The sequence below is a fragment of the Streptomyces lydicus genome, assembly GCF_004125265.1.
Taxonomy (GTDB): domain Bacteria; phylum Actinomycetota; class Actinomycetes; order Streptomycetales; family Streptomycetaceae; genus Streptomyces; species Streptomyces lydicus_C.
This window is the reverse complement of the sequence record NZ_RDTE01000003.1, coordinates 8312138-8331825: the sequence shown is the minus strand read 5'-3', so window position 1 is coordinate 8331825 and position 19688 is coordinate 8312138. Positions and strand designations below refer to the sequence as shown.

At 71.7% G+C, this 19688-nt stretch carries 20 protein-coding genes and 2 pseudogenes; 9 read left to right on the top strand and 13 right to left on the bottom strand.

All coding sequences use genetic code 11. The features are described from left to right. Nucleotide 1 precedes the first annotated feature (1 nt). From D9V36_RS39305 to D9V36_RS39285, 8 genes and pseudogenes are all read right to left on the bottom strand, one after another. Nucleotides 2–685: a TetR/AcrR family transcriptional regulator gene (locus tag D9V36_RS39305; protein WP_241721226.1), complete on the bottom strand. Its 684-nt coding sequence runs from the start codon at nucleotides 683–685 to the stop codon at nucleotides 2–4. 252 nt (nucleotides 686–937) lie between these two features. Continuing rightward, entirely contained in the window at nucleotides 938–1210 is a 273-nt protein-coding gene (locus tag D9V36_RS42450; protein ID WP_241721225.1) for an acyl-CoA dehydrogenase family protein, read from the bottom strand. 82 nt (nucleotides 1211–1292) lie between these two features. Beyond that, nucleotides 1293–1556, bottom strand: a pseudogene (locus tag D9V36_RS42445) (acyl-CoA dehydrogenase family protein); the annotation flags it as partial. Nucleotides 1557–1594: 38 nt separating this feature from the next. Next, nucleotides 1595–1729 (bottom strand): hypothetical protein, encoded by a 135-nt coding sequence (locus tag D9V36_RS42760; protein ID WP_277753568.1) that lies wholly within the window; start codon nucleotides 1727–1729, stop codon nucleotides 1595–1597. A 34-nt stretch (nucleotides 1730–1763) separates the two neighbouring features. After that, nucleotides 1764–2522, bottom strand: a complete 759-nt coding sequence (locus D9V36_RS42440) for an acetate--CoA ligase family protein (protein ID WP_241721224.1) — start codon at nucleotides 2520–2522, stop codon at nucleotides 1764–1766. After that, nucleotides 2477–3406 (bottom strand): hypothetical protein, encoded by a 930-nt coding sequence (locus D9V36_RS42435; RefSeq protein ID WP_241721223.1) that lies wholly within the window; start codon nucleotides 3404–3406, stop codon nucleotides 2477–2479. Before D9V36_RS42435 ends, D9V36_RS42440 begins: the two co-directional genes overlap by 46 nt. Nucleotides 3407–3621: 215 nt before the next feature. After that, nucleotides 3622–4107 (bottom strand): annotated as a pseudogene (locus D9V36_RS42430) (NADH-ubiquinone oxidoreductase-F iron-sulfur binding region domain-containing protein); the annotation flags it as partial. Between the two features lie 60 nt (nucleotides 4108–4167). Further along, nucleotides 4168–4578, bottom strand: coding sequence for a hypothetical protein (locus D9V36_RS39285; protein WP_129297959.1), 411 nt, complete (start codon nucleotides 4576–4578; stop codon nucleotides 4168–4170). 370 nt (nucleotides 4579–4948) lie between these two features. Here D9V36_RS39285 and D9V36_RS39280 point away from each other — a divergent pair, with 370 nt between their 5' ends. Both D9V36_RS39280 and D9V36_RS39275 read left to right on the top strand, forming a co-directional pair. Beyond that, nucleotides 4949–6100: an aromatic ring-hydroxylating oxygenase subunit alpha gene (locus D9V36_RS39280; protein WP_129297958.1), complete on the top strand. Its 1152-nt coding sequence runs from the start codon at nucleotides 4949–4951 to the stop codon at nucleotides 6098–6100. A 147-nt stretch (nucleotides 6101–6247) separates the two neighbouring features. Beyond that, complete coding sequence (locus D9V36_RS39275) at nucleotides 6248–6619, top strand: hypothetical protein (protein ID WP_241721222.1); 372 nt, start codon at nucleotides 6248–6250, stop codon at nucleotides 6617–6619. Nucleotides 6620–6728: 109 nt separating this feature from the next. Here D9V36_RS39275 and D9V36_RS39270 read toward each other — a convergent pair whose 3' ends face one another. Beyond that, nucleotides 6729–7868 (bottom strand): GDSL-type esterase/lipase family protein, encoded by a 1140-nt coding sequence (locus D9V36_RS39270; protein ID WP_129299005.1) that lies wholly within the window; start codon nucleotides 7866–7868, stop codon nucleotides 6729–6731. 705 nt (nucleotides 7869–8573) lie between these two features. Here D9V36_RS39270 and D9V36_RS39265 point away from each other — a divergent pair. Further along, on the top strand, nucleotides 8574–9242 hold the full coding sequence (locus D9V36_RS39265; RefSeq protein ID WP_241721221.1) for an aldehyde dehydrogenase family protein: 669 nt from the start codon (nucleotides 8574–8576) through the stop codon (nucleotides 9240–9242). A 112-nt stretch (nucleotides 9243–9354) separates the two neighbouring features. Here the strand turns inward: D9V36_RS39265 and D9V36_RS39260 are convergent, their stop codons facing one another. After that, nucleotides 9355–10281: a DMT family transporter gene (locus D9V36_RS39260; protein WP_129297957.1), complete on the bottom strand. Its 927-nt coding sequence runs from the start codon at nucleotides 10279–10281 to the stop codon at nucleotides 9355–9357. A gap of 368 nt (nucleotides 10282–10649) precedes the next feature. On the opposite strand from D9V36_RS39260, the gene D9V36_RS39255 reads away from it, so the two are divergent. From D9V36_RS39255 to D9V36_RS39235, 5 genes are all read left to right on the top strand, one after another. Further along, nucleotides 10650–11774 carry a PP2C family protein-serine/threonine phosphatase gene (locus D9V36_RS39255; RefSeq protein ID WP_129297956.1) on the top strand — a complete coding sequence of 375 codons (1125 nt, stop codon included), beginning with the start codon at nucleotides 10650–10652 and terminating at the stop codon, nucleotides 11772–11774. Between the two features lie 303 nt (nucleotides 11775–12077). Further along, nucleotides 12078–12263, top strand: a complete 186-nt coding sequence (locus D9V36_RS39250; protein ID WP_241721220.1) for a hypothetical protein — start codon at nucleotides 12078–12080, stop codon at nucleotides 12261–12263. Between the two features lie 206 nt (nucleotides 12264–12469). Next, nucleotides 12470–12760 (top strand): hypothetical protein, encoded by a 291-nt coding sequence (locus tag D9V36_RS39245; RefSeq protein WP_129297955.1) that lies wholly within the window; start codon nucleotides 12470–12472, stop codon nucleotides 12758–12760. A 641-nt stretch (nucleotides 12761–13401) separates the two neighbouring features. Further along, nucleotides 13402–15219, top strand: coding sequence for a M4 family metallopeptidase (locus D9V36_RS39240; RefSeq protein ID WP_129297954.1), 1818 nt, complete (start codon nucleotides 13402–13404; stop codon nucleotides 15217–15219). A 148-nt stretch (nucleotides 15220–15367) separates the two neighbouring features. Further along, nucleotides 15368–16603: an MFS transporter gene (locus D9V36_RS39235; protein WP_129297953.1), complete on the top strand. Its 1236-nt coding sequence runs from the start codon at nucleotides 15368–15370 to the stop codon at nucleotides 16601–16603. A gap of 14 nt (nucleotides 16604–16617) precedes the next feature. Here D9V36_RS39235 and D9V36_RS39230 read toward each other — a convergent pair whose 3' ends face one another. Continuing rightward, nucleotides 16618–17865 carry a cytochrome P450 gene (locus D9V36_RS39230; protein WP_129297952.1) on the bottom strand — a complete coding sequence of 416 codons (1248 nt, stop codon included), beginning with the start codon at nucleotides 17863–17865 and terminating at the stop codon, nucleotides 16618–16620. A gap of 279 nt (nucleotides 17866–18144) precedes the next feature. Between D9V36_RS39230 and D9V36_RS39225 the strand changes: the two genes are divergently transcribed. Next, nucleotides 18145–18435: a hypothetical protein gene (locus D9V36_RS39225; protein WP_129297951.1), complete on the top strand. Its 291-nt coding sequence runs from the start codon at nucleotides 18145–18147 to the stop codon at nucleotides 18433–18435. A 105-nt stretch (nucleotides 18436–18540) separates the two neighbouring features. On the opposite strand, the gene D9V36_RS39220 is transcribed toward D9V36_RS39225, so the two are convergent. Both D9V36_RS39220 and D9V36_RS39215 read right to left on the bottom strand, forming a co-directional pair. Continuing rightward, nucleotides 18541–18759, bottom strand: coding sequence for a hypothetical protein (locus D9V36_RS39220; protein ID WP_129297950.1), 219 nt, complete (start codon nucleotides 18757–18759; stop codon nucleotides 18541–18543). 484 nt (nucleotides 18760–19243) lie between these two features. After that, nucleotides 19244–19639: an SHOCT domain-containing protein gene (locus tag D9V36_RS39215; protein WP_129297949.1), complete on the bottom strand. Its 396-nt coding sequence runs from the start codon at nucleotides 19637–19639 to the stop codon at nucleotides 19244–19246. Nucleotides 19640–19688 lie beyond the last annotated feature (49 nt).

Genomic DNA, 19688 nt, shown 5'->3' with positions numbered 1-19688 from the left:
GTCAGATCTCGGGGAAGGCGTCGGGCACGCCGAGCGTGCCCGCGACCGCCCGCCAGATGGCTGCTTGAGCGGCGGGGAGATCGATCCTGGGGTCGCCCAGCATCAGCCGGATGCCGAAGCCGTCGCTCAGGGCGAGCAGCAGGGTGCTGGTGGCCTCCACATCGCAGTCGGTGAACTCGCCCGATGCGATGCCCCGCCGGATGGCCTGGCCGATCCACGCGTGCAGCTGGTCGTACAGGTCGACGGCCAGATGCTGGGCGGTCTCGTCGCGCAGGGCCCGCACCCACAGTTCCTGCCACAGCCGCCAGTCCTGCCGCAGCTCGGGGTCCGTGGGCAGCATGGTGTGCAGGATGCGGGCGAGGACCACCGAGGCGGGCACCGTGTCGGCGTCCCGGTCGAGTTCGGTGCCGGTCTGCGCGAACGAGTGGGTCATCGCCTCGGCGAAAAGCCGCTCGCGGTTCTCGAAGTGGTAGTGGAGCAGGGCGGTGGACACCCCGGCGTGTTCCGCGACCATCCGCATGCGGATCTTCTCGAAGCCGACCTCGGCGATCACTTCGCACGCGGCGGACAGGATCCGCTCCCGCGTTTCGAGAGTGCGTTCGGCCTTGGCCACGTGAGTGCTCCCCGGGTCGGTGTCGGTGTCCTCGGCGGGCCCGTCCGGCCCGTCCCGTCCATCTTCCCGCATCACCGCCTCCGGCCGTCCGTCCGTCCGTCCGTCGCAGGGTGAGCTCATCGGTAGTGGTGGGAGCCCCCGGCCCGACGCCGGACAGGTTTCGCACGTCCCGCCGGGCAGGTTTCGCACATCCCGCCGGGCAGGTCTCGCCAGTCCCGCCCGGCGGGGTGCGTGGTGCCGGACGAAGAGCAGCGGAGGCCGGGCGGGTACAGCGGGGAGCCGGTCCGGGCACCCCGGCCCGGTGACCGGGGTACCCGGCCGGGATCAGGAGCCGGTGGGCAGCTGCAGGACGTCCGTGCCGCGCCTGACCAGTTCACCGGCGATGATCAGGCGCTGGATCTCGGAGGTGCCCTCCCAGATCCGGTCCACCCGCAGCTCCCGGTACAGACGCTCGACCCGGTAGGCACGGTCGTAGCCGCGGCCGCCGAAGATCTGCACACAGCGGTCGATGACCCGGACCGCCGCCTCGCTCGCCGCGAGCTTGGCGATCGCCGCCTTGGCGTGCAGGGTCTTGCGGTCGGCGGTGCCCTCGTCCACCTCCCAGGCGACCTGGTGGGTGTAGGCACGTGTCCGCGATGTCGCCGCAGGTCACGAACCACTTCTCGCCGCTCAGCAGCCAGCCGCCCTCGGTGCGGGTAGCGGTGCTGGTGCCCGAGGAGGGGTCCGAGCCCGCCCCGGGTTCGGTCACCGCGAAGGCGTCGAAGCGCTCGCCCCGGATGACGGGGAGGAGGTACTTCTCCCGCTGGGCCTCGGTGCCGTACGCCAGCACATTGGCCGGCCGCCAGGGGATGTCCCACAGGCAGTTGGTGACCTTGCCGCACTCCTCCTCGACGATGACCTGGTCGAGCAGCGAGAGCCCCGGGCCGCCCCACTTCTCGGGCATGTTGATGGCGTAGACACCGGCGTCGATCGCGGCCCGGGTCAGCTCGCGGACGGTTTCGGCGGGCAGCGGTCCCCGGCCTCCTCGGCCTGCTGCTCGTACGGGATCAGCAGCGCGGTGTAGGCGGCGGCGCGGGCCTTGAGGTCGGCCTGTCGGGGGGTGTAGCGGAAGTCCATGGTTCCTCCGGGGCGGCGGGCGGGGGCGGGGGTGTCAGGCCAATACGGCGCGGGCATCGAGGGCGAGGGCGCCGTCCGGGCGGACGAGCAGCGGGTTGACCTCGATCTCCGCAATCTCGGAGTGGGCGGCGGCGAGCGTGGTGAGGCGTTCGATCACGGCTGAAGCGGCTGCCAGGTCGACGGCGGGCCGGCGGCGGACGCCCCGGAGGAGTGCGGCGCTCCGCAGCCCGGTCAGCAGCTGTGCGGCGCGGTCCGCCGGGACGGGCGCCAGGGCGAAGGCGACATCGTGCAGGGCCTCGGTGAGCACGCCGCCCGGGCCGACCATGGCGACCGGGCCGAACCGGGGGTCGCGGTGCACCCCCACGATCAGCTCGACGCCGTCGGTCAGGTCGGCCATCGCCTCGACGGAGTAGGAGGCGGCGCCGAGCCGGGCGTGCATCTCCCGGAAGGCGGCGAGGAGCGCGGCCCTGTCCGGCAGGCCCAGGGCGACACCGCCGGCGTCGGACTTGTGCAAGAGATGGAGGGCCTTGAGGACGACGTAGGGGCCCTCGAACGCGTCGGCCGCGGCGAGTAGTTGGGCCTCGTCGGTGATCTCCCGGGCCTCTGGGAAGGGCACTTGGGCGGCCCTCAGCAGGGCGCGTACGCCGTGGTAGCCGGGGTCGTCCAGCGGCGGTGCGGCCGGGGGCAGCGGGCGGACGCCGGGCGGTCCGGCGGCCTCGGACGCCGAGGGGGCCGAAGGGGCCGAGGTCATGGCCGCCGGTGCGCGGGCCGCGTCCTCGGTGGCGGCGAACACCGGTATGCCCGCCTCGACCAGTGTCCGGCAGTTGGGGCGTCCGGGAACATCGACTGCACCACCAGGGGCTTGGCGGCGCTCGTCGCCTGGACGGCCATCTGCTGTGCGGTCTCCAGCTCGCCCGCCGCGAGGGCGCTGCCGCCGCCCGCGGTGCCGCTCTCGGCCGCCGGGCCGCCCAGGCCGCCGGTCGCCGCCGAGTAGCCGCCGAAGTACCCGGTCAACAGGACGGAGTCGGCCTCGTCCAGGGCGAGCAGGGCCGCGACGGTGTCGCCGTAGGAGTGCGGGTTCTGCTCCCCCATCCCGGCGAGGTCGACGGGGTTGCCCACCGCGGACTGTTCCCACAGCAGCGTCCTGAGCCGTTGCTGTGCGGCGGGCCCGAGTTCGGGGACGGCCAGCCCGGCGGTTTCGGCGGCGTCGGCGGCGATGGCGCCGTGACCACCGCCGTCGGGGCAGACCGCGGTGCGGGGCCCGGTGGCCCGCCGCCTCCCCCCGTGCAGCGTGGCGAGGACGACGGTCATCTCATGGGGGGTGGCGACCAGTTCGACGCCCGCGTCGCGGCAGGCGGCGGCCACGACATCGGCGGAGGTGGTCAGGGCGCCGGTGTGGGACTGCGCGCCGCGCGCGGAGGCGGCGCCCCGCCCGGCGGGGAGCAGGACCACCGGTTTGCCCGCGGCGGCGGCCGCCTCGGCGAAGGCCCGGCCGTCGCCGAAGTCCTCCGCGTAGGTGGGCGATGGCGGCGGACGCGAGGGAGACCGGGCACTCGTGGGGGCGAGGAAGCGGATCGCCCCGCAGCCCAGTGCCGTGCCCGCGGCCGCAAGGGTGTCGGGGTCCAGTGCGAGGTCGAGCCGGCCGGGGCCGAGCAGCCCGCCGAAGAGGCCGCCCATGAGGACGCCGGCCTGGCTCGGGGGTGCCCTGGGCCCGCGCCAGGGTCCGCAGGGTGCAGCCGTAGGGCACCTCGGCGAGCAGGGGCGCGGCGCCGGCGCCGGCGAGCGTCACCAGGGTGGCGCGGGCCGTGTGGCGCCGGCGGTCCGGCGATGAGCGCGATCCGGGCCAGGGTCTCGACGTTGGCGACGAAGGTGGGTGCGCCGCCGATGCCCTGCCGGTAGGGGCGGGGCGGCTTGGCGGTGGGGAGGGCGGGACCGCCGTTGATCCGGCGGACCACCGCGCTCTCCTCCCCCGCGACATAGGTGTGCGGGGTTTCGACGACATCGCACGGCAGCCGGTGCGCCCGTTCGGCGAGCGCTCGGCGGATCCGTTCGCCCGCCGCGGTGTCGGAGACGCAGACGTAGCCGCGTTCCGCGCCGGTGATCTCCGCGGCCCGCGCCAGCCCGTCCAGGACCAGATGCGGCCGGGCCCACAGCAGCCAGCGGTCCTTGACGGAGCCGGGCTCGCCCTCCTCGCCGTTGGCCACCACAACGGGGCGGGTCCCGGCGTCGCGGACGGCGCGGAGTTTTGCCGCGGTGGGGTAGCCGGCGCCGCCGCGTCCGCGCAGTCCGGCGGCGGCGATCCGGTCCAGGAGCTCGGACGCTCCGGTGGCCCTGCGGTAGCCGCCGGCGGCCAGGTACGCCCGGGCGTCCTCGGTCACACCGGGCCTCGCGCCGAGCACGGAGGGGGTTCCCCTGCGGGAGGAGCGAGTCGGTCCCGGTCATCCTCGGTCTCCGTCCGGTGGGGTGGTGCGCAGGGTGCGCACCGCGCGTTCCAGGGCGCTGCGGTCCGCGGCCGTCCGGTCGTACCCCGGTCCGGGGAGGCCAATCAGCATGCGGTGGTGGTCGAGCACGACCTCTGCCGCGCGGAGGGCGGCCCGGCGGCCGCCGGGCCGGTCACTGTCTGCGACCGCGGTCACCAGGTCGGTCACCTCGGCGAGGTAGCGGAGCCAGCCGTGCTGGGTGCCGTGCAGGATCAGGCGCACGACGCGGCGCCGTTCGGCCGCGGTCGCCTCCGCGGGGGCGCTTGCCGTCCGCCGCGCGGCGGTCCGCAGGGCCGCGACGGTGGCGGGCAGCTCCCGTTCGGGTTCGGGGGTGAGCCCGAGCCAGATCAGGTTCCGACGACCGCTCATGCGTGCCTCCGGGGAGAGGGGTGGGGTGCCGGCGCGGGCCGGGTGGCCGGGTGGCGGCGGTGCCGTGACCCGGTGCCGGGGTGACGTGCCGATGAGGTGCCGTTGCGGGGTCCGGCCTGCGTGATCGGGGCGCGGCGCGCCCGCTCGCCGCCCGGGATCCGTACGGCGGAGCGCCGGAGCGGCGATACCACTAAGCTAACTAATCAATTAGTCAGGACACAAGTCTTGACTTCACCGAAACCCGCCAGCAATCTGACTGACCAATTAGTCAGCACGGATCCGGGGCGGCCGGTGCGCCGGTTCAGGGGCTCTTCACCGCGCCCTGCCGCCCCGGCACCCAGCACCCCGTGCGGCATGGAGGAGTGACCCGATGCACCCCGAAGCCACCACCGCACCGACCCCCCAGGATGTACCCGGCCTGGCGCTGTCCGGCCGCTACTACACCGACCCGGCCACGGCCGCCGCCGAGACGCGGCACATCTTCGCCAAGTCCTGGCAGCTCGTGTGCCACGAGTCCGACCTCCCCGGCCCCGGCGCCCGGCTCGCCGCCACCGTCGCCGACCGCGAGGTCCTGGTCGTCCGCACCGAGGACGGCACCCTGGCCGGGCACCTCAATGTGTGCCGGCACCGCGGCACCCGCCTGGTCTCCGCCCCCGAGGCGTCCGGCAAGGCCATCCGCTGCCCGTACCACGGCTGGACCTACAAGCTCGACGGACGGCTGGTCGGCGCGCCCGAAGCACGGCAGATCCCCTGCCTGGACAAGCCCGCCCGCGGCCTCTTCCCGGTCCGCGTCGAGTCGTTCCTGGGGTTCGTCTTCGCCAACCTCGATCCGGACGCCGTGCCGCTGGCCGAGCAGTGCGCCGGGCTGGCGAAGGCCGTCGGCCACTACGCGGGGACCGACCTGGTGCCGGTCGGACGCAGCCGCATCCACGACCTGGCCGGCGCGGAAGTACAGCACGCCAACTGGAAGGTCGCGGTCGACAACTACCTGGAGGGCTACCACGTCCCGGTCGCCCACCCCGGGCTGATGCGGCTGCTCGACTACCAGGGCTACACCAGCGAGATCCACGAGTCCTACGTCCTGTTCGCCTCACCGCTGCGCGACAAGCCCTCGTCGAACCGGGCCGAACGGCTCTACCAGCGCCTCGCCTCCCCCATGCCGGGCCTGACCGAGGCCGACCGCCGGATCTGGCGCTACGCGGTGATCTACCCCAACACACTCATCGACTTCTACCCCGACCATGTACTTGCCTGGACCGCCATACCGACGGCGGTCGACCGGGTGGCCGTCCCCGGCGCGTTCTACACGCGGCGCGGGACGAGTGCGCGGACCCGGCTCGCGCGCCGGCTCAACATCCACATCGGCTGGATCACCAATGGCGAAGACGCCGAATTGGTGTCCCGGGTGCAAAAGGGCCTCGGCACCCCGGGCTTCGAGCCGGGCCCCCTGTCCCGCCGCGAGGCCGCGGTCGGCTGGTTCGCCGACCGGGTACGCGCCGACCTCGGTGGTGCGATGCCCTGACCCCCACCGGTGAGACAGCGCCACGAGCCGTCCCCCTCGGCGCGCGACGCCCCGCGCCACGGCTGACAGGTCCCGCACGGAGGAGGGGCTTCCGTGCATCCGTGACCGCTCCCTGAAGCAGCGCGCATCCCCTACGGAGAGGACCCCATGTCCCCCGAGGAACCTCCATCTCCGTCCCGGCGCGCGCTCCTGCGCTCGGGCGTCGCCGCGGCCCTCGGCACCGGCCTGGCCGGCTGCGGCTTCCTGCCGGAGGACCGCAACGCCTTCGGCAACCCGGACCGGCCGATCGACGTGAAGGCGGACGGCGACCTGGTGTATTTCAACTGGGCGGACTTCGTCACCCCGGCCGTCTTCGACGGGTTCGAGAAGGAGTACGGCGTCAAGGTCATCCAGTCGAACTTCGACTCGATGGAGGGCATGGCCGCCAAGCTCAACGCCGGGAACCGCTACGACATCATCTTTCCCACCGTGAAATGGGCGCAGCGACTCGCCGACGGCCGGCGGCTGCTGCTCAGGTAGTCGAAGCGGCTCCCACAGGTTCAGCGCGGCTGATCAAGGATCAGGCCACTACGAGGAACCCGCTTACGCTCTGGCTCCGCACCTGATGCAGGTGTGGAGCCTCGGTCGCTCAGCGGAAGGGGCCGTCGTCGGCGAAGGCGCGGGCGGCGAAGCGTTTGCCCATCCGGCGGTATGCGGCGGCGGTGGGGTGCAGGCCGTCGGCAAGGTCATCCACCTCGTGCGGGCCGAGCAGTTCGCGTCCGTCGAGATAGTGCAGGTGGGGATCGCGTGCTCGCCGGGCTGCCACGATTCGGGCCAGTTCGTCACGGACCACCGTCAGCGACAACGCCCCACGGGCCACATCGGCCGGGTCGCCCAGGGCTGTGATCTTCCCGTCAGGGCCCATCGTGGTCGGGCCGGGAGTCTCTTCAAGTGCCGGACAACTCACCGGGGACATCAGCAGCAGCGGAGTGTCCGGGTGGCCGTCCCGGATCGTGTCCAGGAATCCGTGCACCGCGGGACCGAACGTCCGCAGCCGGAAGGTGGCCAGGCCCACGATGTTGACGCCCACCTTGAGGCTGATCAGGTCGGCCGGCATGTCGCGGATCGTCCGGGCGACATAGGGGTCCAGCATGTCGTTGCCCGCCTGGCTGAGGTTGATCACCTCCACTCCCCCGAGCGAAGCCGCCACCACCGGCCAGGTGCCGGTCGGGCCGTCGGCTTCGAGGCAGTGGCTGATGGAACTGCCGTGGTGCACCCAGCGGCGCCGACCGTCCGGCAGCGGTGCCAGCACCTCGCCGTCAGCACGTAGCGCCACCAGTTCCGTGGGGGTCTGCTGGGGCAGCCACAGCTCGACTTTCTTCATGCCACTCGGCAGCCCGGCGAACCGTACGGTCCCCGGCTCCCCCGGGACCAGTCGCTGCGCGGTCCCCGGGCCCGCCATCCGCACCACGTTGCCCATCGGTGCTTGCCGGCGCCCGGCGTGGGCACCGTCCACCAGCAGTTCCAGCATCCCGGTCGGGCGAGGTCGGGGGTCGTTGTCGAGCTGCCCTGTGGAGGTGAGTACCTCGAACTCCAACTCACGCGCATCGGTGCGGAACACCAGCCGCACCCCCGAAGGCATCACCGTCACCCCGTAGACCGACGGGTCCTGGTACTGCTCCTTGGTCCACGCGGGCAACCGGCGAGGCATCACCCCCGCCTGCGTCCGCTCCAAGTCCAGCGCACCCCGTAACTCCACCGGCCCGCCCACCAGCGGAACTGCCCGCATCGCCACCGTCACGGCTCCCCAACGCTCTCAGGTCCGGATGCGTGTACGCACCCGCGAGTTCTCTACCGCCACCCTGACACACAAGCACTTCTTGCCACTCAAACTTCGTTGGCACGATGAGCCTGAACGCGATAGTGGGAACCAGTTGGCGTGGCGACCTGGCGGTATCTGGCCTGCGGGACAGGCTTGTTGGAACCATCTCGTCATGCTTCCTGCAACCTGCAATGAATTGCCATACATGTTGGAACCAGTGCCACCAACGAACCAGCCTCCCTATCACTACCGGCGGCTTTGCAGGCTGGTTGTCGATCACTTCCCGGGCCTCCGCCCTCCACGCGTCCCTTGCCAGCGGCGGAGCCGCCGCTTCCCTCTCGCCCGCTCAGTGGGGACTCAGCAGGCCATTGGTTGCCAACAGTGCTACGTCATAAGCGGTTTCCCGGTCAGACCCACATAACAGCTGTCGCTGAATCGGTGGGGCAGCTGACGGCTGGCGTTCGAAGGTCTGCCACCCGCCCACGGCTGGAGGCGGCGGTAGACAGTGACCCGACCGCACCGCTAGGGACGTCCCGCTAGGGACTGGTGTGCGAAGACCGCAACAGCGGGCCAGCACTCTGAATTCGCGTCACCTCCCGTGCCGGTGGCGGCAGTGCCTCGGTCGAGCGCGGTGATCGTGCTCGACCGCGACGCTTGCGCGCAGTAGGTCAGATGACGACGGAGTTGGTCAACGAACTGGTACAGGGAGGGAAGGCAGTCGAACAGGTCGGCTGCGTGGTCTTCGGGGACGCGTGCGGCGAGGTAGCCGTCCGGGCGGATGAGGATGAGCTCGCCTCGGCGCGGCGCGAAATTCCGCTGAAATTCGCCGTCACCGTCGATGATCCCGTGGTCGGTGTTGATCCGGTGCACGTGCAGGGCGGTCGGTATGGTTCGGTTGATGAGGGCCGGGTCGCCTCCGTACAAGGGTTGTTGCGCCGCCTGCCGGACCATGCCGAGGTGGTGGCGGGAGGTACGGCACCGGAAGGGCCCGGCTGGTTCCACTCCCCCACGGTCGTTGCCGGGGTGCGCCAGGACGACGAGATCGTGCAGGAGGAGATCTTCGGTCCGGTCGTCACGGTGCAGCCCTTCACCGACGAGGCCGAAGCCCTCCGGCTGGCGAACGGGGTCCGGTTCGGCCTGGCGGCGAGCGTGTGGACCACCGGCCACGCGCGTGCCATGCGGGCCACCCGCGCCCTGCACACCGGGATCGTCTGGGTGAACACCCATGGCACGACGGTGTCGGAGATGCCGCACGGCGGGGTCAAGCACTCCGGCTACGGCAGCGACCTGTCCCTCGCGGGCCTGTTGGACTACACCCAGGTCAAGCACGTCATGCGGTGAGGCCGGTGCGGGGAAGGCGATGCCGTGGGCCTCATGCGGCGAGGGTCATGCGGTGCGGCAGGGGCTCCAGCACGGGGGGGTGGGTCCGGGAGCTCTCGGCGTCGCGCGGCGCTCAGATGTCGGCCGGCCCGGGCTCCGTACCGGCATCGCGGGCGGCGGCCGGTGTCGTGTCGTGAGCACCTGTCAGGTCCCTGGCCAGGGCGACGCGGGAGAGCAGCACCGCGCCCCACAGGACCAGTCCGACGCCCAGCGCCTCGGGCAGCAGCCACCAGCCGGTCCGTACCCGCTCGTCGAACAGGGTGACGCCCAGCGACAGACTCACCAGCGCATCGCCGAGCGTGAGGACCGGCTGCGAGGCGGTCAGCGGGCCCGACTGCATGGCGTTTTCCAGGAGGAAGATGGCCAGTACGCCGGTGGCGGCGAAACCGTAGGTCTGCCAGGTGGTGAAGAACGCGGCGGGGCCGCCGGTCTGCCAGGCGTGGGTGGCGTCCTTCAGCATGGCCGCGGTGAGGGCGTACCCGACCGCTGTCGCCCCGGCGAAGCAGGCGGCCCGTACGCCGCCCGCCCCGCGGCGGAGCGCCGCACCGACCGCCGCAGCGATCACCACGGCGCAGACCACCAGGGCGGGCACCCAGCGGTCGAACGGGGCGTGGGTGGTGCCGATGGTGGGCGCGGCGGCGGCGAGGGCGGATCCGAGCCCGACGACGAGCAGCCCCACACCGATCCACCCGGTGCGGGGGATCCGTCCGCCCAGCAGGACCCGCCCGATGAGCAGGGCGAGGGGCAGTTCGAGGACGAAGAGGGGCTGCACCACCGACAGCGCGCCCTGCGACAGTGCCAGCGCCTGGAAGCAGGCCGCGGCGACGACCGCGAGCATCCCGCCGATCCAGACGGCACGGTGCAGCAGATCGACGAGCAGGCCGAGGCGCAGTCCGGTGGACAGCGGGACGGTACGGGCCGCGCGCCGCTGCAGGACCGTGGCCAGCGCATTGCTGGCTGCCGCGAGCACGGCGAACACCACGGCCGGCCACGTGGTCACGGCCCACCTCCTCGTCGGCCGCCCGGGCCCCCGGCGGGGCCTGCGCCGCGGTGGTCGGGCGGCGGCGGGGCGGCGCTGTACCGGTCCCCGACGCTATCCGGCGGCCGGTCCAGGCCGCCCGGCGACACGGACGCCGGGCAGCCGCATTCGCTGGGCCGGACGGATGGTTCCCGGGGGCCGGGCGGGCGCCTCCCCCCAGTGACACACGTGCGGGCCGCCCCACGACGCCGGTGGCCGGAGGCCGTGGGCGCAGCGCGGTCGGGCAGGCGAGCCGCGGGCCTCGCCCGCCCACCGGAGCACGCTGTATAAATCTCCCCGAAACAGGCATATTCCTGCTACCCGACATGGACGGCTGGTCAGGAATCCCTATGCCCCCTTTCTCTCCGCGATGGCCCCGATACGTCCAGTTCGCTCCGAGCGTTCTGGTCGCCGGAGGGCTCGTCTGGGACGCGTTCTCGCCGGCGGACTACTGGGGCGACCCGATGCTGACGGCTGCCAGCGTCACCGCCGGCGCACTGCTCTCCCTGCGGCACACCCTGACGATCGGCGCCGCCATCGTCGTGGGCGTCTTCGCTCTGACGGTGAAGGACAGCACCGCCGACGGCCTCGAAGGCCATCTGGAGCTCGTCAACACCCTCTTCGCCGCGCTCATGGGCGTCGGGGTCAATCGGGTGGTCGCCCGTTACGGACGCCATCTGGATGTCGTCCGTTCGGTGGCGGAGGCGGCCCAGCGTGCCGTGCTGCCCGCACCGCCGGAACGCATCGGCCGGCTGGCCATCGCCGCCCGTTACCAGGCCGCGCAGAGCGAGGCCCGGATCGGTGGCGACGCCTACGCCGTCCAGCGCACCCCGTTCGGCGTGCGGCTGATGATCGCGGACGTGCGGGGCAAGGGGCTCGGGGCGGTGAGCGCGGTGTCGGTGCTACTGGGTGCGTTCCGTGAGGCCGCCGAGCAGGAGCTGGACCTGAGGGCGCTGGCCGGCCGGATGGAACACGCGCTGCTGCGGGAGAGCGAGCACACCTCGGAGGAGAACCGGCTCGAAGGTTTCATCACGGCCCTGATCTGCGAAGTCCTCCCGGGGGCGGCAGGGCTGCGACTGCTGAACTGCGGCCACCCCGCGCCCTACCTCTGCCACGACGACGAGGTGCGCGCACTGGAGGTCGACGATCCCGGCCTTCCGCTGGGGATGGGCGCCCTGGGCGCGGCACGGACCGGACCCACCCACTGGCCGTTCCCGGCGGGCAGCACACTGCTGCTGATCACCGACGGCGTGACGGAGGCCAGGAACCGTGCCGGAACGTTCTACGACCCCGCGACACAGCTGACGGACCACGGCCCGTTCCGGGGGCCCCGGGAATTGATCGACCGCTTGGCGGCCGATGTCGCGCACTGGACCGGCGGGCCGCGCGACGACGATATGGCGGTCCTCGCGATCACCCGCCAGGTGCCGGGCCGCGGGAGGCCCGGCCGCGGGGGAAACAGCGCCGACCACTGAGAGGTGTTCGCGGACGCGACCTGCGTATGAGCACCCGGATCGCCACTGCCCGGCCCGCCGGCCCGGGCAGCGCACCCTTGCCCTGTCAGGACACACCCCAAAGCCCGCCGTCCAGCGGGAGTTCGGCGACCGCCCGGCCTCCGCGCCCGCACGCCACCCCCGGGCCCGCCTTGATTCTTTCCGTGGCTCTTTGTGAATTTCCTCGTGTGCTGCCGAAAATCCGGTGAGTGGGATGAGAAGATCAGTCAGAGCATCAGCATCCGCACCGAGCGATCCGTCGCTCCCGCGCAGATCGGAGTTGATGTGTCCGACAACAGATCAACCCTGCTGAGTCAGCGCTCCGCCGTCATCTTCCTGCTTGGCGCCCTCACCGCGATCGGCGCCGGTGTGCTCACCTTCTTCAACGGCGGCAACCCGGCTTCCGCCACTCTCGTCGGCGGCGCCGCCTTCGGGGCCGCCGTCACCTTCTTCCACACGGTCATCGACTGAGGTTCCGCCGCGGCCTCGACACTCCCCGGCCCGGCGGCGCCCCGCGCCCTGCCCGTACGACCCACCGGACACGGGAGCCCGCCAGGGCCCCACGCCGCTAGCGGAATCTCTGCCGCCGCATGCGGTGCGCTCCCGCACCTCAAGTGCCAAACTTGAGTCACCGCGCCCGGCCGCCGGCCGGGGCCCTTGTCGCCGAGGGGAACATCATGACCTGGGCATCTTGGACCACTGTCGGGATCCACGCCCTACCCGGCGCGGTTCACACCGCGGAGATCGGCGTGATCAACGGCGACCTGACCATCCATACGACCTGGTCGGACGACCTGGCGCATGTAGCTGTGCAGTACACCGGAGCCACGGACTGGTACACCATGGCCGGCAGCCCCGTCCCGTGCCATTCCGAAGCAGCCAGCCGCGCCTTCCACCAGGCCGTCGTCGAAGCCGCCCGCGGCGGCGAACGAGCCGAGGCCTCCCTGGAGGAGCTTTTCCACCGGTAGCCCGCCACGGCCCGGACCGCGGCCAGGACCCCGCCAGGCCGAAACAGGCCGGCGCCAGGACCCGGACGCCGGCCGCGGACAGCTGTACCACGCCGGCGGCACGGCGCCGGCGCGTCACCGTGCCTGACAGCAGACCGGCGCGCGCTGCTGCTCGCCCCCGTGGCGACCAGGGCGAGCAGCAGTAACACGTTTCGGTTCTCCGCCAGGGCCTGGATACAGGGATAACCCTCCCCCTCCCCCCCCCGCCCCCGCACCCCGCCGCGTATCGACGCGCCTTCGATGAGGGCCGCGCAGGGCCGGACAGGACCGGACCGGACTGGACTGGACTGGACAGGACAGGACAGGGCCAACGACGCCGGATCGCCGGCGGTTCACGGTTCGGCGCGACTCCCGGGCAACCAAGTGGCGCAACTTCATGTCTCTCCCCGTGAAGCACTGTTGGTCACCTTCTGGCCACCCAAAGCTCGCCAATTGTTAAATCTCGACCATAAATCTCGCATACTGAACATTTTTCTTTACATGCTCATGCCAGACATACCAGGGTTTGCGCGGGGCCCCGCGGCCCCCGTGGTGCACAACAGCACCGCGCGTACGGGCGGTTGGCCAGCCGACCGCCCCCGCAGCGCTAAGGACCCACAGCAGTGCGTAGACCCCACATACGCGGGCGCCGCCTGGCCATCGCCGTCGCCGTGACGACGGCCGCCACTCTCACCGCCGGGGCGGCGGGCAGCGCCTTCGCCGGCCCCGCGACCTCGCCGGCCGCTTCCCCCTCCGCCTCAACTCCCGCTCCCCGCAAGGCCGTGGAGGCGGCCCGCGCCGCTGCGTACGCCCATGCCTCGGCCACCGGAGTCGGCAAGAAGGACACCCTCGAGGTCACGGACACGCTCATCGATCCGGACGGACGACAGCATGTCCGTTTCGTCCGTACGCACCGCGGGCTGCCGGTGCTCGGTGGCGACCTCGTCATCCACCTGACCGCCAAGTCGGCGTACGAGAGCGTGACCCGGGCCTACCGTCACCAGGTCGATGTGCCCGACGCGCACCCGAAGCTGTCGGCGGGTCAGGCCAGGACGAAGGCCGCCGCCGCGGCGAAGGGCCGCGCCGGCGAGCCCGAACTGGTCGTGGATGCCCGCGCGAACCGGACCACGCTGGCCTACCGGGTGCAGGTGGCCGACAGCCGGCTCTCCGAGGCCGGCGGCGCCCGTACGCTCGTCCTCGACGCGGCCTCCGGGGCGGTGCTCAGCAACACCGCGGCCGACGACTCCTTCCTGTCGCCCGCCGTCCAGGCCAAGTTGCGTGCCCGGGGCGAGCGGCTGAGCCCCGCCACCGGTCTGGGTTCCACCGGCCCGTCCGCGCCGGCCGCCACGGAAAAGGCGGCCGGGAGCGCCGACTTCCCGTCCGCGGCCACCGGCTCGGGTGCCTCCCTCTTCGTCGGCAAGGTGCCGCTGTCCACCACCCGCACCGCGCAGCAGTCCTTCACCCTCAAGGACTCCACCCGCGGGAACACCGAGACCCGTGACGCCGGCGACAAGGAGGCGAAGAAGTTCACCGACGGCAAGGCCTTCACCAGCGCCACCAACCGCTGGGGCAACGGCACCACGAAGGACCGGACAACCGCCGCCGTCGACGCCCAGTACGGCGTCACCAGCACCCTGGACTTCTACAAGAAGACCTTCGGCCGTGACGGCATCAAGAACGACGGCCACGGGGCACACGCCCTGGTCCACTTCGGCCAGAAGGTGGGCAACGCCTACTGGAGCCCGGACTGCGGCTGCATGCTCTACGGCGACGGCGACGGCAAGACGTTCACCAAGCCCTTGGTCGTGCTGGATGTCACCGGCCATGAGCTCACCCACGGTGTCGTCGAGGCAACGGCCAACCTGCAGCCCACCCGCACCGACGAGGAGGGGAACGGGTTCGGCGAACCCGGTTCCCTCAACGAGTCGCTGGCGGACATCTTCGGCAGCGCGGTCGAGTTCTCGGCCGACAACCCGAAGAACCCGCCGAACTACCTGATGGGTGAGAAGCTGGGCCTCGACCAGAAGTTCCTGCGCCGTCTGGACAAGCCGTCCCTCGACAAGCTCGAAGGCACGGTCGACTACTGGTCGAAGGCGTCCTACGACGCCGAGGTGCACGGCGGTTCCGGTGTCTCCTCGCACGCCTTCTACCTCCTCGCCGAGGGCAGCGGCAAGAAGACGATCGGTGGCGTCGCCTACGACTCCCCCACCTACAAGGGCTCGAAGGTGACCGGCATCGGCCGGAACAAGGCGACGGCGATCTTCTACCGGGCACTCACCCGGTACATGGTCTCCACGACCGACTTCCATGACGCCCGGACCGCGACGCTGCACGCGGCCAAGGACCTGTACGGCGCCGACAGCACCGAGTACCAGACGGTGGACAAGGCCTGGGCCGCCGTCAACGTCACGGCGGCCAACGCGCCCACCGCCCGGCACTGACCGTCCGGACCGGGCACAGTGTGGTGCCTCCGCCGCGCGCGGGGGCACCACGTGCGTCCCGTCCACGGCCCTGCCCGGCCCTGCCCGGCCCGCGGGTCCTTGCCGCGGTTCTCGACGCCACGGCGGGATGGCGCCTACGTTGGGAACCATGATCAGCGATCGCACGGGCGGCCCCCGGCGGCTCGGCTATCCGGTAGCGGCGGGCGTGTTCGCGATCGGCATGGCCGGGACGACACTTCCCACCCCGCTGTACGGGCTCTACCGCGAGCAGCTGGGATTCTCCGAGCTGATGGTGACCGTGGTCTTCGCGGCGTACGCCCTCGGTGTGATCACGGTGCTCCTCCTCGCGGGCCATCTCTCCGACGAAGTGGGCCGGCGCCCGGTGTTGTTCTGTGCCCTGGGGCTGTCCGCGGCGAGCGCCCTGTGCTTCATCTTCGAGGGCGGGCTGCCGATGCTGCTGCTGGGGCGGGTGCTGTCCGGGTTTGCCGCGGGGCTGTTCAGCGGCGCCGCCACGGCGTGTGTGCTGGAGCTCGCGAAGCCGGGCCAGGAAGCGCGGGCGGGATTCGCCGCCACCGCGGCGAACATGGGCGGTCTCGGCTGCGGCCCGTTGCTGTCGGGCCTGCTGGCCCAGTACGCACCGTGGCCGTTGACCCTGCCCTTTCTGGCGCACCTGGTGCTGGTGGCCGTGGCGGCCGCGGCGACCTGGCTCCTGCCGGAGACCGTCGGCCATCCGCACCGACCGCGGAAACTGCGGCCCCAGGGCCTTCGGCTGCCGCCCGAAGTGCGGGGCGTCTTCACCCCGTCGGCCGTCGCCGCCTTCGCCGGTTTCTCGCTCCTGGGGCTGTTCACCGCGGTCGCACCGAGTTTCGTCGGCCAGACCCTGGGCGTCCACAATCTGGCCGTTGCCGGACTCATCGTCTTCACGGTGTTCCTGGGATCGACGGCCGGACAGGCCCTCACCGAACGGATCGGTGTGCGCCGGGCCCTGCCGGGCGGCTGCCTGGTGCTGGTGGTGGGGCTCTTGCTCGTTGCCGCCTCGCTGGCCGTGACCTCGCTGCCGGTGCTGGTCATCGGTGCGGTGTGCGGCGGTATGGGCCAGGGCCTGGCGTTCCGCGCCGGTCTGACCGCGGTGGGCCGCGCGGCGCCGCCCGAGCACCGGGGCGGCACCATCTCGGCCTTCTTCCTCGTCGCCTACCTCGGCATCTCCCTGCCGGTCGTCGGCGTCGGCGCGCTCACGCTGGTACTCGGCCTGCGCGGCGCGGGCCTGACCTTCTCCGCCTGCGACATCGCGCTCGCCGTCACCGTCGGCCTCTACGTACTGCGCCGGCCGCTGACGGCCGCCGACCGGCCTGCCGCCGCCCCGTCTGCCACGCGGTCCCGCTGACGGCGCGTGCCGCCTCAGGCAGTACGGGCAGAGCCTGCCGCATCGTCGCCCGGCCGGAGCTTCACCCGGAGCCGCGCCGGCCCCCGGGTGAACACTCCCTCGTCGGCGGGCGCGGTGTCCTCCGCGAAGGCCATGGCGGGGAATGCGTCGAGCAGCTGGTTGACGCCGGCCTCGATCTCGGTCTTGGCCAGCAGTGCGCCTACGCAGAAGTGCCGGCCCAGGGCGAAGGCCACATGGTCGGCGGCGGCGCTGAAGGCCGTGGCGGTGGTCAGATCGGTGCGGAAGAGGTCGAAGGCGGCGGGCCGTGCGTAGTGGCGCTCATCGCGGTTCGCGGAGCCGATGAGACAGGTGACCGTGGCGCCCGCGGGGACCGTGCCACCGCTGAGGGTGACCTCGGCCGCGGGCTGACGCATGATCATCTGGACCGGCGGGGTGTAGCGCAGGGTCTCGGCGAAGGCCGCGGGTATCAGCGATCGGTCGGCCCGTACGGCGGCGAACTGGTCGGGGTGGGCCAGCAGGTTACGGAACAGGGCGGCGAGGACCTTGTCCGTGGTCTCGCCGCCGGCAGCCAGCAGCAGGCTCACGAACGAGGTGATGTCCTGATCGGTCATCCGGGTGCCCTCGACCTCCGCGGTGCAGAGGCCGGAGAGCAGGTCGTCGCCGGGTGCGGCACGCCGTTCGGCCAGGATCGGCCGTAGGTAGGCGGCGAGTTCCTGACCGGCGCGCCGGCCGGCGGCCGCGATCTCGGGGTCCTGGGCCAGGTTGGACAGGAAGCCGACGACGGATGCGTACCAGCCGTGGAAGCGGTCGTGGTCGGCCCGGTCCAGACCGAGCATGTCGACGATCACGTTGATCGGGAAGCGGGTGGCGAACTGCCCCACCAGATCGGCTTCCGCGTCGTCGCGGAAGGCGTCGATCAGTTCCCTCGCGTTGCGCTCGATGACCGGCAGGAACTTCTCCCGCAGCTCCCGGCCGCGGAAAGCGGGGGCCACCAGTGCGCGGCGCACGGCGTGCTCACGGCCGCTCATCTGGGGCAGCGTCCGGCCACCGTGCGCCGGTTCGAGCTGCCACTCGTAGTTGTCGGTGGTGAACACCGGATCGCGGAAGGCCCGTGCCACGTCCTCGTACCGCGAGAGCAGATAGCTGCCGGTTCCCTTGTCGTGGAACAGCGGGTAGTGCTCACGCAGGATGCGGTACGCGGGATAGGGGTCCGCCGCGAACTCCGGCGACAGGATGTCGGGCGGCTGCGGGAGAGTGGTCACGACGCATCCTCTGCTTCCCCGGTGGGAATCGGCCCCGCGCGGTGGGACCCGGGCGGCTTGTGACGCTAGGGCACACCGTCGGGCCCGTCCAGGGCGCTTCGTTGCGCGAACGGCGAGGACGCCGGGATGCACCGCGGGGCCGGTCACCACTCGGACGGGCGGACGCCTTCACTCTTCTGCCTTCCACGGCACGCTCTTCCGGCCGCAGCCGGAAACGCTGGGATCCGGCACATCCCCGATCCAGCAGCCTCCCCGTCGAGGCGGAGAAGTGAGCACCGCATGGCCGCACCACCCGCCCCGGGCCCGCTGGGCCGTCTTTGCCGTGGGTATCTCCCCGTCGCCCTCCTCACCGCTCTGCTCGTCACGGTGTGCGCCGCCGCCGGGCCGGCCTCGGCCGTGGGCCGTGCCGCCAGACCGGCCGCGAAGCCCGCCGAGGCGGCGACGGGGACCAAGCCCCTGGTGTTCATGGGCTTCGGCACGATGGCCGGGCTGACCCTGCTGGCCGGCGCGGGGCTGGTCGCGAGCGTCCGCAGACGGCGGGGCAACGGCCCGCCGGCCGACCGCTGCTGAGCGGCCTTGGACTCCGGGCCGGCGAGCAGCCCGGACATACAGCCGGTGCCGACCGAAGCGGACCCCTGGTCCGATCGGCCGGCACCGGCTGGAAAGCGCTCTGGATTACCGCCGGTTGCCGCCGCCCCAGCCGGCCCTCTCGCAGCCCTCGCTGAAGACCGGGCCGACATGGTCGAACACGCCCGCGGAGAGCCAGCAGGAGGCGTAGTGACCGTGGTGGTTGTGGTGGTGGCGGTCCTTGCCGTTCGCCAGGGCGGCGCTCGCACCGCCCATGACGATAGTGGTGGCCAGGGCGCTGGCTGCGATCGCGGCGCGGATGCGCATGTGTGCTCCTCAGGAGGATCAAAGGGGTATATCGACGTTTTCAGGCATCACCTTCACAGAACCTCCCAAAACCTGACTCATCATGAATTGCGTGAGTCGGAGTAACCGTTCCCCGGTCCACACGAAGTGCGCACCGGGCCGGTACGGCACCGAACGGGCCTCTCCCGCAGGGCGCGCGCACCCCCAACGCCCTTACGGAAAAGGCCCGTTCACCATCAGCCGGGCCATTCGGCCACGAGGGAGTGACACTCTCGTCGGCACGGACCGGTCCGCCCGGAAATGCCTTACCGATGTCGCCCGTTCGAGGTGACGACGGACGGGCGGAGAAAGTCACATCACCCTTTTTGAATTTGACCGTCAAAATGCCTGCGGGTCACCGTCACTGGAAATGTGTCGGGTATTTCAGGGGCGTCAGATCAGATCAGGTCAGGTCAGCCGGCAGAGAAGGCCCCGGCGGGAGCCGTCCGCCGGGGCCGGGCCGTGGTCAGGCGAGGATCTTCGCCTTGGCCTTCTGGAACTCCTCCTCCGTGATGTCGCCGTGGTTCTTCAGATCGGCGAGCTTCGCCAGGGCGTCCGCATGTCCGCCCGCCGCGTCACCAGTCGCGGTGGCGTCCCTGAGGTAGGCCCGCAGTTGCTTCTGCTGCCGTTCGGCCTGCGCGACCTCCCGTTCGCTCATGCCGTGGCCACGCGCGATGACATAGATGAAGACACCCAGGAAGGGCAGCACGATCACCAGGATCAGCCACCCCGTCTTGGCCCAGTTGTTGAGGTCATGGCTGCGGAAGATGTCGCCGATGATCCTGAACAGCAGGATCAGCCACAGGACCCACAGGAAGATCAGGCACATGGTCCAGAAGGCGTTGAGCAGCGGGTAATCCATCACGGCCTCCTCAGGCACTCGCTCGGGCCCCCGGACTCGTCCGTCCCTC